Origin of the sequence: Mesorhizobium sp. M0195, from assembly GCF_040322115.1 — a bacterium.
Lineage (GTDB): Bacteria > Pseudomonadota > Alphaproteobacteria > Rhizobiales > Rhizobiaceae > Mesorhizobium.
This window is the reverse complement of record NZ_JAMYSV010000020.1, coordinates 75,056-85,620: the sequence shown is the minus strand read 5'-3', so window position 1 is coordinate 85,620 and position 10,565 is coordinate 75,056. Positions and strand designations below refer to the sequence as shown.

7 protein-coding genes and 1 tRNA gene are annotated in these 10,565 nt (G+C 64.1%); 2 read left to right on the top strand and 6 right to left on the bottom strand.

Going from position 1 to position 10,565, the window contains the following annotated elements:
- Nucleotides 1-95 precede the first annotated feature (95 nt).
- Nucleotides 96-172, bottom strand: a tRNA-Pro gene (locus NKJ12_RS26765).
- A gap of 205 nt (nt 173-377) precedes the next feature.
- Here NKJ12_RS26765 and NKJ12_RS26760 point away from each other — a divergent pair.
- Together NKJ12_RS26760 and NKJ12_RS26755 are read left to right on the top strand one after the other, a co-directional pair.
- The gene (locus NKJ12_RS26760; protein ID WP_502905739.1) at nt 378-1,892 is read left to right on the top strand and encodes a phosphomannomutase/phosphoglucomutase; all 1,515 of its coding nucleotides are present in this window, start codon (nt 378-380) and stop codon (nt 1,890-1,892) included.
- 17 nt (nt 1,893-1,909) lie between these two features.
- Nucleotides 1,910-4,180 carry an AGE family epimerase/isomerase gene (locus tag NKJ12_RS26755; RefSeq protein ID WP_352706141.1) on the top strand — a complete coding sequence of 757 codons (2,271 nt, stop codon included), beginning with the start codon at nt 1,910-1,912 and terminating at the stop codon, nt 4,178-4,180.
- On the opposite strand, the gene betB is transcribed toward NKJ12_RS26755, so the two are convergent.
- From betB to betI, 5 genes are read right to left on the bottom strand one after another with little or no spacing between them, the layout of a single operon-like run.
- Nucleotides 4,144-5,607, bottom strand: a complete 1,464-nt coding sequence (gene betB, locus NKJ12_RS26750) for a betaine-aldehyde dehydrogenase (RefSeq protein WP_352706140.1) — start codon at nt 5,605-5,607, stop codon at nt 4,144-4,146. The genes NKJ12_RS26755 and betB overlap by 37 nt on opposite strands.
- Nucleotides 5,608-5,666: 59 nt before the next feature.
- Nucleotides 5,667-7,319 (bottom strand): choline dehydrogenase, encoded by a 1,653-nt coding sequence (gene betA / locus NKJ12_RS26745; RefSeq protein WP_352706139.1) that lies wholly within the window; start codon nt 7,317-7,319, stop codon nt 5,667-5,669.
- A gap of 3 nt (nt 7,320-7,322) precedes the next feature.
- Nucleotides 7,323-8,330 (bottom strand): threonine/serine dehydratase family protein, encoded by a 1,008-nt coding sequence (locus NKJ12_RS26740; RefSeq protein ID WP_502905738.1) that lies wholly within the window; start codon nt 8,328-8,330, stop codon nt 7,323-7,325.
- Nucleotides 8,330-9,856 (bottom strand): choline-sulfatase, encoded by a 1,527-nt coding sequence (betC, locus tag NKJ12_RS26735; protein WP_352706135.1) that lies wholly within the window; start codon nt 9,854-9,856, stop codon nt 8,330-8,332. Before betC ends, NKJ12_RS26740 begins: the two co-directional genes overlap by 1 nt.
- Nucleotides 9,853-10,443: a choline-binding transcriptional repressor BetI gene (gene betI, locus NKJ12_RS26730; protein WP_352706132.1), complete on the bottom strand. Its 591-nt coding sequence runs from the start codon at nt 10,441-10,443 to the stop codon at nt 9,853-9,855. The genes betC and betI overlap by 4 nt, the downstream gene beginning before the upstream one ends.
- Nucleotides 10,444-10,565 lie beyond the last annotated feature (122 nt).

Sequence of the window (10,565 nt, the reverse complement as noted above, 5' to 3'; positions counted from 1 at the left end):
TTGCAGACCATCGACAACCCGTTCGGCACGAGGTTGTCACCCATGTCTTAGGTACATTCTGTTACCCATGTCTCCGGGTCGTACCCTGTTTTTTCTGGTCGGAGTGGCAGGATTTGAACCTGCGACCCCATCGTCCCGAACGATGTGCGCTACCAGGCTGCGCTACACTCCGTGACCAGACCGCGGGCTTATAGCCGCCGCGTTTGGTTACTGCAAGCGTCAATGGAGGCGCTTCTGTCGCATTTCTTTCGCTTTCGTCGCCACGTCATACAGGTTTCAGTTTCCTGTCGCACAAACACGGCTTAAAGGGCTTCTGGGTAACCGTCGCCTTGCCTCGAAGCACCTGATTCAGCAGCCTGGAGTTTGCAGCCTTGTCGATGAAGATCGTTAGCGATGTCAAACCAAACACTTTTGAGTTTGAAACCTCGGCGCTGATCAAGCCGTCCGGGTTTCGCGAATATGATGCGCGCTGGTGGTTCGGCCATCCCGGCTCGAACGAAACACCGGAACTCAATCTGATCGGCGTCCAGGCGCTCGGCATGGGGCTCGGCACGCTGATCCGTCGCCTGGGTGCCGGACCGGACATCGTCACCGGTCACGATTTCCGCTCCTATTCGCTTGCCATAAAGTTGGCGCTGGTTTCCGGGCTGATGGCAGCCGGCGCACGGGTCAAGGATGTCGGGCTGGCCCTGTCGCCGATGGCTTATTTCGCCCAGTTCGCGCTCGACACGCCGTCCGTCGCCATGGTCACTGCCTCGCACAACGAGAATGGCTGGACCGGCGTCAAGATGGGCGCGGCGCGCCCGCTGACTTTTGGTCCGGAGGAGATGAGCGCGCTGAAGGCGATCGTGCTCTCAGGCGATTTCGGCCTTGTCGGTGGCGGCTCCTATGAGTTCGTTGCGGACTTCCGCAAAACCTACCTTGACGATCTGACAGCGGGAAAGCGTATCTCGAGGAACCTCAAGGTGGTGGCCGCTTGCGGCAACGGCACCGCTGGGGCTTTCGCTCCCGAGGCACTGGAAAGGATCGGCTGCGACGTGATCCCGCTCGACGTCGAGCTCGATCATACGTTTCCCAATTACAATCCCAACCCCGAAGACATGCAGATGCTGCACGCCATTCGCGACAAGGTGCTGGAAACGGGCGCCGATGTCGGGCTCGGTTTCGATGGCGACGGCGACCGCTGCGGCGTGGTCGACAATGAGGGCAACGAGATCTTCGCCGACAAGGTCGGTGTCATGCTGGCGCGCGACATTTCGCACCTCTATCCCGGCTCGACTTTCGTCGTCGACGTCAAGTCGACCGGATTGTTCATGACTGACAAGGTGTTGCGGGAAAATGGCGCGGTCACCGACTATTGGAAAACCGGTCACTCCTATATCAAACGGCGCGTCGCCGAACTCGGCGCCGCCGCCGGTTTCGAGAAATCGGGCCATTTCTTCTTCAATCCGCCGATCGGCCGCGGCTATGACGATGGCCTGGTAACGGCCATCGCCATATGCCAGATGCTGGATCGCAGTCCGCAAAGTAGCATGGCCGATCTCTACCGCGATCTGCCGCTGACGTTCGGCACGCCGACCATGTCGCCACACTGCGCCGACGAGCTCAAATACGGCGTCGTCGAGCGCGTCGTAGGCGATTTTCGCAAGATGAAGAACGACGGCGCGGTCTTCGCCGGCCAGAAGATCGCCGAACTGATCACCGTCAACGGCGTCAGGGTCGTGGCGGAGGACGGCACCTGGGGGCTGGTGCGGGCATCCTCGAACAAGCCGGAGCTTGTCGTGGTGGTCGAAAGCCCGGTATCGTCGGAGCGGCGCCGGCAGATGTTCGAAGCCGTCGATGCCGTGCTGCGCCGCAGCCCCGAAGTCGGCGCCTACAATCAGACCTTTTGAGCACGAGGCTTGTTTTCATGACCGAACGGATCGTCAGTTTTGTGATGAGCGGCGGCGTCGGCTCGCGGCTGTGGCCACTGTCGCGCGAGGACAATCCCAAGCAGTTCCATGATTTTTCCGGCGACGGCTCGATGCTGGCCAAGACGCTGCGCCGGCTGACCGCGCGGCCGGAGGGCGAAACGCCGGTCTTCCTGATTGCCTCGGAAAGGCACGCCGACCGCGTTCATGCCGATATTGCCGGTCTCGAGCTTTCCGGCGGCGGCCCGCTGTTCGAGCCGACCGGCCGCAACACTGCCGCGGCCGTTGCCTTGGCAAGCCTGCGCACCTTGTCGGAATTCGGCGACAGCCTGGTGCTGGTGGTGCCCTCCGATCACGAGATCGCGACGGCGCAGCAATTCTGGCAGAGCGTCGAAGCCGGCACCGCGGCGGCGCGCGAGGGCAGGCTGGTGGTTTTCGGCATCAAGCCCGCGCAACCTGAGACCGGCTATGGCTACATCGAGGTGGCCGGCGAGCGGGACGGCATCTGCGACGTCTCGCGTTTCATCGAAAAACCCGATCTCGCCACGGCGCAGAGCTATCTCGAGGCCGGTAACTTCTATTGGAACACCGGCATCTTCCTGTTTCGCGCCAGCGCCATGCGCGACGCATTCATGGCTTTCCAGCCCGACATCTGGAGCGCCACCGAGGCTGCCTATCAGGCGGCGACATCAGACCTTTCGGGCCTCTACATGCCTCTGGAGCTCTATGCCGCCATCCCATCGACATCGATCGACTATGCGATCATGGAGCGCGCCAGCGGCATCGCCATGGTGCCGGCGGGCTTTCGCTGGAACGATCTCGGCTCCTGGCAATCGCTGCTCGACGTCGGCCCCTCCGACAGGCAGGGCAATGTCATCGTCGGCGATGTCGTCGCCATCGATTGCGAGAACTCCTATATCCGCAGCGATGGTCGCCTCCTGTCGGCCATTGGCCTGAAGGACGTCGCCATCGTGTCGACCGCCGACGCCACTTTCGTCGCGCCGGTCAGCCACAGCCAGAATGTCAAAAAGATCGTCGAGCAGCTCGAAAAGAGCGGTCGCCTTGAGACCAGGTTCACGCCCGCCGACGATCGCGTCATCGAAAGCGGCGCCTGGCAGCGCCGCGTGCACCATTGGCTGTTCGAGGAGACGGTGCCGTTGTGGTCGACGGTCGGCGTCGATGAGCGCCATGGCGGTTTCCACGAAGCGCTCGGCTTCGATGCCGCCCCCCTGATGAAACCCAAGCGCATGCGCACGCAGGCCAGGCAGATCTACGCCTTCGCCGTCGCCAAGGCGCGCGGCTGGAACGGCCCGGCCGATCGGTTGATCAGCCACGGCCTCGAATTCATGGCCAGGCACGGCCGTACCGACAATGGCGGCTGGGTACGCACCCTCAACATCGACGGCACCGTCGCCGACGGCGCCGAGGATGCTTACGATCATTCCTGCGTGCTCCTGGCGCTGGCGCATGCCCATATGTGCGGCAATCCCGATGCGTTGCGGCTTGGCGAGGAAACCTTTGCGTTCATCGACGCGCATCTCGAGGACGAACGCCTGACCGGCTTCCGCGAGACCTCGAGCGGCGAGGGCGAGCGCCGCTCCAACCCGCACATGCATCTGCTCGAGGCGTTCCTGGCCTGGCATCAGGCGACCGGCGAGCGCGCTCATCTCCGCCGCGCCGCGCGCATCGTCGATCTGTTCCGCAGCCATTTCTTCGACCCGGAAAGCTGGACCCTTGGCGAGTATTTCGACGATGAATGGCGGCCGGCCCCTGGCGAGAAGGGCACCTGGACCGAACCGGGCCATCATTTCGAATGGGCCTCGCTGCTGGTCGACTTCGCCGGTCGCAGCCGCCAGAGCGACTTGACCGGCCTCGCCAGGAAGCTCTACGCGTCGGCGATCGCCAATGGCCTGAACCGCGCCACGGGCCTCGCCTACGGCGCCGTCTCGCGGCAAGGACTGCCGCTCGACCGTGTCTCGCGCAGCTGGCCGCAGGCCGAAGCGATTAAGGCGGCGATCGCGCTGGACGGTTCGGGGGGTCCCGACCTGAAGCCGGAAATCGAGGCGCGGGTCGGCCGGTTGTTCCGCTGGCACATCAATCCGGCACCGCTCGGCCTGTGGATCGACCGCATCGACGAGCGTGGCCGCTCGCTGGCAAACGAGGTGCCGGCCAGCATCTTCTATCATCTCGTCTGCGCGCTGACCCAGTATCTCGACGGCACGGCCCGCAAGGATCAGTACGGGCTGGCGACATCCCCGGTCTCGACATAGACCGACTTCAGCTGCGAATAGAGCGCTAGCGCCGCGAGCGAGTTCTCGCGGCCGATGCCGGACTGCTTGAAGCCGCCGAAGGGGATTTCGACCGGCGTCAGATTGTAGGCGTTGATCCAGCAGGTGCCGGCCTGCAGTTCGGCGATGACACGATGGGCGCGCGCCAGGTCGCGGGTGAACACGCCGGCGGCGAGGCCGAATTCGGTATCGTTGGCGCGCTCGATCACCTCGTCCTCGCTGTCGAACTTCAGCACGCTCATCACCGGCCCGAAAATCTCCTCGCGCGCGATGCGCATCGTGTCGGTGACACCGGTGAACACCGTCGGCTCGACGAAGAAGCCACCCTGGAAACCCTGCAGCGAAGGCACATTGCCGCCGCAGGCGAGCACCGCGCCATCCTGCTTGCCGGCCTCGATGTAAGAGACCACCTTGTCGTGCTGCGCCTTCGAGACCAGCGGCCCCATCTGCGTGTCCGGATCGAGCGGATCGCCGATGCGGATTTTCTTCGTCCGTTCGGTCAGCCTCTCGACGAAACGGTCATGGATGCCGCTCTGCACGAAGACCCGCGTGCCGTTGGAGCAGATCTGGCCGGTCGAATAGAAATTGCCGAGCATCGCGCCGCCGATGGCATTTTCGAGGTTGGCGTCTTCGAAGACGATCAGCGGCGACTTGCCGCCAAGCTCCATCGTCGCGTGCTTCATCTTCGAGCCGGCGAGCGACAGCACCTTGCGGCCGGTCGGCACCGAGCCGGTCACCGAGACCTTGGCGACGACGTCATGGCCGACAAGGCCAGCGCCGACATCGCCCAAACCTTGCACGACATTGAACAGCCCGTCCGGCAGGCCGGCCTCGGTGTAGATTTCGGCGAGCGCCAGCGCTGAAAGAGGCGTGTTCTCCGACGGCTTGAACACCATCGCATTGCCCATCGCGAGCGCGGGTGCGGATTTCCAGCCCGCGATCTGGATCGGGTAGTTCCAGGCGCCGATGCCGACGCAGACGCCGAGCGCCTCGCGCCTGGTATAGGCAAAGGGTCCGCCGAGATCGACAGCCTCGCCATTGAAGGCGGCAACGGCGCCGCCGAAATATTCCAGGCAGTCGGCCGCCGACGGGGCGTCAGCAACCAGCGTCTCCTGGATAGGCTTGCCGGTATCCAGCGTCTCGATGCGCGCCAGATCGGCATTGCGCCCGCGCAGAATGTCGGCGGCACGGCGCAGGATGCGGCCGCGTTCGACCGGCTTCAGCCGCGCCCAGGCCGGTTGTGCTGCACGCGCCGCCTCGATCGCGAGCTCCAGCACGTTCGGCGTCGCCGAGCGCAGCATGGCGATGGTCTCGCCGGTTGCCGGATAGATAACCGGCAGCGCTGCGCCGCGCTCGTCGTCGATATAGCGGCCATTGACATAATGCGATGCCGTTGGCTGGGCGCGCATGACTGTTCTCCAAATCGTCTTGTCGCGGCATGCGGAATATGCGTCCGCCGGATCATGGCCTATCTGTCCGACACCTGCCAGCGCGGATTGATCCATGGTTCCTGGTTGGAAGGTGGCAGCGGCGTGCGTCCGAGAATGTGGTCGGCGGCTTTCTCGCCAGTCATGATCGACGGCGCGTTGAGATTGCCGTTGGTGACGCGCGGGAAGATCGAGGAATCAGCGACTCGCAGCCCTTCGATGCCGATGACGCGGCATTCGGGATCGACGACGCTCATCGCATCATCGGCACGGCCCATCTTGCAGGTGCCGCAAGGATGGTAGGCGCTTTCGGCGTGATCGCGAATGAAGGCGTCGAGTTCGTCATCCGATTGTATATGCGCGCCCGGCGACAGTTCCTTGCCGCGGTATGGATCGAAGGCCGCTTGCCCGAAAATCTCGCGGGTCAGCCGGATGCAGTGGCGGAACTCCTTCCAGTCGTCCGGATGCGACATGTAGTTGAAGCGGATCACCGGCTTCGATTTGGGATCGGGCGAGCGCAGGGTGACCGAACCGCGCGACTTCGACCGCATCGGCCCGACATGCGCCTGGAAACCATGCGCCTTGGCCGCTGCCTTGCCGTCATAGCGGACCGCGGCCGGGATGAAGTGATACTGGATATCGGGATAGTCGACGCCGGCGCGCGAGCGCACGAAGGCGGCTGCCTCGAAATGGTTGGTGGCGCCGAGGCCGGATTTGAAGAACAGCCATTGTGCCCCGATCATCGCCTTCGAAAACGGATTCAGCACCGAGTTCAGCGTGATCGGCTTTGTCGATTCCTGCTGGATGTAGAGCTCCATATGATCTTGCAGATTGCGGCCGACACCCGGCCGGTCGGCGATCACCGGAATGCCGTTCTCCCTAAGGTGCTGGCCGGGGCCGATGCCGGACAGCATCAGGATCTTGGGCGAGTTGATCGAGGATGCGGCGACGATCACCTCGCGCCGCGCTCTGACCACCTGAATCCGTTTGCGCGCTTCGATCTCGACGCCGGTGGCGCGTTGATTCTCGATGATCACCCGCCGGGCGAAACCCTTGACCAGGATGACATTTTTCCGCCTCAGCGCCGGCCTCAGATAGGCGCTCGCCGCCGACCAGCGACGGCCGCCGCGGATGGTCTGCTCCATCGGCCCAAAGCCCTCCTGCTTCGCGCCATTATAGTCGTCGGTCAGCTCGAAGCCGGCCTGACGGCCTGCCTCGACGAAGGCGCCATAGAGTGGGTTCGTCCTCGAGCCGCGCTGCACAGTCAGCGGGCCGCCATGGCCGCGCCAGCCATCCTCGCCGCCTGCGCTGTCCTCCATGCGCTTGAAATAGGGGAGCACGTCGGCAAACCCCCAGCCGGCCGCGCCCTGTTCGGCCCAGTGGTCGAAGTCGCGGGCATGGCCGCGCACATAGACCATGCCGTTGATCGACGACGAGCCGCCGATCACCTTGCCGCGCGGCGTCGCCAGCACGCGGCCACCGAGGTGCGGCTCGGGCTCGCTGGCAAAGCCCCAGTCGTAGAGGCTCATATTGAGCGGGATCGACAGCGCCGACGGCATCTGGATCAGCGGCCCGATATCGCTGCCGCCATATTCGATGACGATGACCGAATGCTTGCCGTCCTCCGACAGCCGGTAGGCCATGGCCGAGCCGGCCGAGCCGGAGCCGATAATGACGAAATCCGCTTCAAACATGATTTATGCGCGCCCGTGGTTCATATGCGCAATGAAATCGGCCAGCGAGACGTTGCCGCCGGTTGCCACTACGAGAACGGTCTTGCCGGTCGCGTCGACCTTGCCGCCGAGCAACGCCGCCAGCGAAGCAGCGCCGGATGGTTCGAGCACCAGCTTCAGCCGCTCGAAGGCGATACGCATGGCGCGCCGCACCGAGGCATCGTCGACGGTGACGCCGCGAACGCCGGCCGCCTTCACCGCTGCGAACGGCGCGTCGCCCGGCCGCCGCGACATCAGCCCGTCGCAGATCGATTTCGGCCCGATCGGCATGGTTTCGATGGCGCCATGCGCCAACGACGAGCCCATGCCGTCAAAACCTTCCGGCTCGACGCCGATGATCTTCGTGGACGGCGACAGGTAGTGGAAGGCCAGCGAAACGCCGCCGATCAGGCCGCCGCCGCCGACCGAGCAGAACAAGAGATCGGCCTCCGCTTGCCTGGCGGCCAGCTGGTCGAGTGCCTCCAGCCCGGCACCGGCCTGGCCGGCGACGATCTCCGGATCGTCGAACGGGTGCAGCAGCGCCAGGCCTTCGCTCGAGGCGATCTCGCGCGCCTTGGCGGCGGCGACTTCCTCACGCGCGCGATCGCCATGGTCAGTCAGCACCACGCGCGCGCCGTAACCCGATGTGGCGTCGCGCTTGGCGGCCGGCGCGTCGATCGGCATGACGATGGTGACGGGAATGCCAAGCGCCTGGCCTGCCGCCGCCAGCCCCTGCGCAAAATTGCCGGAGGAGTAAGCGACGACGCCCTTTTTGGTTTCGTCAGGCGAGAGCTTCTTCAGCCGCCAGTAGGCGCCGCGCACCTTGAACGATCCGGCCCATTGCAGCGATTCGGCCTTGACGAAGACGCGGGCAGCGCCGGTCTCGCGGGCGAGTGCCGCGGATTCCAGCAGCGGCGTGACCTGCGTTGCCTTGGAGGTGACGGCATAGGCCTGCCTGAGATGGTCGAGCGAGGGGACGAGACGGTCTGCCATCATTTGCCTCGCGGAAAGCGCTTCTGCTCTTCGAGCAGGTCGAGGTTCATGTGGTTGCGCATGTAGCGCTCCGATGCCTTCTGCAGCGGCTGGAATTCCCAGGGATAATGGGTGCCGTTGCGCAGCGCCGGGTAGACCACCCAGCGGCGTGCCTGGCTGGCACGCACTGCGGCATCGAACGCCGCCATGTCCCAGCGCGCCCGCACCTTATCGATGAAAGCGGCCACCAACGCCGCATTGGCCGGATCGGCGGCGAGGTTGGTCAATTCCCGCGGATCCGATTCAAGATCAAACAGTTGCGGCGGATCGATGTCGCAATGGATGAATTTGTAGCGGCCCTCGCGCATCGCCACCATCGGCGCGTTGGAGCCTTCGGCGGCATATTCCATCAGCACCGGCGCGGAGCGTTTCTTTCCGTTCAGCAACGGCAGCAGCGACTGGCCGTCGGTCCACGGGGCAATCGCGCTGATGTCGATGCCGGCGAGGTCGCAAAGCGTCGGCGTCACGTCGAGATTGGAAACCGGCGTCTCGATCAGCCCGGCGTGTACGCCCTTGCCGGCGATCATCAGCGGCACCCGCGCCGAACCTTCGAAAAAGCACATCTTGAACCATAGGCCGCGCTCGCCGAGCATGTCGCCGTGATCCGAGCAGAACAGGATGATCGTATCGTCGAGCATTCGCGTGCGCTCGAGTACCGACAGCAACTCGCCGACCTTGTCGTCGAGATAGGAGATGTTGGCGAAATAGCCGCGCCGTGCGCGGCGTATCTGCTCAGCGGTGATGTCGAACCTGTCATAGTCGCTAGCGCGGTAGAGCCGTTGCGAGTGCGGGTCCTGCCTGTCGTAAGGAATGAAGCCGACCTCGGGCTCGAGCGCCGGGCAAGCCTGGTAGAGGTCCCAGTAGCGCCGCCGTGCGACGTACGGATCGTGCGGATGGGTGAAGGAAACCGTCAAGCACCAGGGCCGATGTGCGGCATCGTCGGAGACGCGGGCAAAATCGTAGAGCTTCTGCACCGCATGGAAGGCGACCTCGTCGTCATATTCCAACTGGTTGGTGATCTCGGCAGTACCGGCGCCGCTGACGGAGCCGAGATTGTGATACCACCAGTCGATGCGCTCGCCGGGTTTGCGATAGTCGGGTGTCCAGCCGAAATCGGCCGGATAGATGTCGGTGGTCAGCCGCTCCTCGAAACCGTGCAACTGGTCCGGCCCGACGAAATGCATCTTGCCGGAGAGGCAGGTGTGATAACCTGCGGCGCGCAGATGATGGGCAAAGGTCGGGATCGAAGACGCGAATTCGGCGGCGTTGTCATAGACACCGGTGCGTGACGGCAACTGGCCGCTCATGAATGCGGCGCGGCCCGGGGCGCAGAGCGGCGAGGCGGTGTAATTGTTGCAAAAACGCGCCGAACGCGCGGCGAGCGCCTTCAGATTCGGCGCGTGCAGGAAGTCCGCCGGCCCATCCGGGAACAGCGTTCCGTTGAGCTGATCGACCATGACGATCAGGATGTTGGGTTTGGATGTCACTGCTTCTGCCGTCCGCTGAGCTTCGTTTCGAGATAGTCCTCGACCAGTGCAATCGCGGTCGCGGCATCGGGGACGCCGTCCTTCAGCGCGCGCCTGATATAGAGCCCGTCGATCAGCGCCGCAGTCGCTTCGGCGACCCGGTCGGCCTCGCTCCTCGGCAGGATGCCGGTCAGCCCGCTGAGCAGATTGGAATGCAGCCGCCGCGCATAGACCTTGAGCAGCCGACGAAGTGCTGACGACTTCTGCGCCTCGACATAGAAAGCGAGCCAGGCGGCGATCGTTTCGGGCTGGAACTGGATGTCGGAGAAGTTGACCGCGACCACCGCCGAGACGCGCTGGCGCGCCGTGCCGGCCGCGCAAAGTGCACGGCGCGTATCGGCGGTGAGCTCGCTCAGGATGTGCCGCATGGTCGCCAGCAGCAATTCGTCCTTGGCGCCGAAATAATGGTGGGCAAGTGCCGAGGACACGCCGGCGCGCCCGGCGATTTCCGACATCGTCACATCGAGCGAACCGCGCTCGCCGATCGCCGAGATCGTTGCGTCGATGAGCGCCCTGCGGCGCAACGGTTCCATTCCGAGTTTCGGCATTCTTGCTCCGGCCTGTTGGCACCAAGATTATTTTTTATTGACGCATCAATCAACAAAAATCCGGTCTGATTTGCTGGCAAAAGCCAGGCACTATGACCAGATGTTCAAGATCAAGCGATTGT

What these genes read in the sequence shown, in the direction of transcription:
- NKJ12_RS26760 (WP_502905739.1), top strand. Translation starts at nt 378, where the DNA reads ATGAAGATCGTTAGCGATGTCAAACCAAACACTTTTGAGTTTGAAACC.
- NKJ12_RS26755 (WP_352706141.1), top strand. Translation starts at nt 1,910, where the DNA reads ATGACCGAACGGATCGTCAGTTTTGTGATGAGCGGCGGCGTCGGCTCG.
- betB (WP_352706140.1), bottom strand. Translation starts at nt 5,607, where the DNA reads ATGCGCGCCCAGCCAACGGCATCGCATTATGTCAATGGCCGCTATATC.
- betA (WP_352706139.1), bottom strand. Translation starts at nt 7,319, where the DNA reads ATGTTTGAAGCGGATTTCGTCATTATCGGCTCCGGCTCGGCCGGCTCG.
- NKJ12_RS26740 (WP_502905738.1), bottom strand. Translation starts at nt 8,330, where the DNA reads ATGGCAGACCGTCTCGTCCCCTCGCTCGACCATCTCAGGCAGGCCTAT.
- betI (WP_352706132.1), bottom strand. Translation starts at nt 10,443, where the DNA reads ATGCCGAAACTCGGAATGGAACCGTTGCGCCGCAGGGCGCTCATCGAC.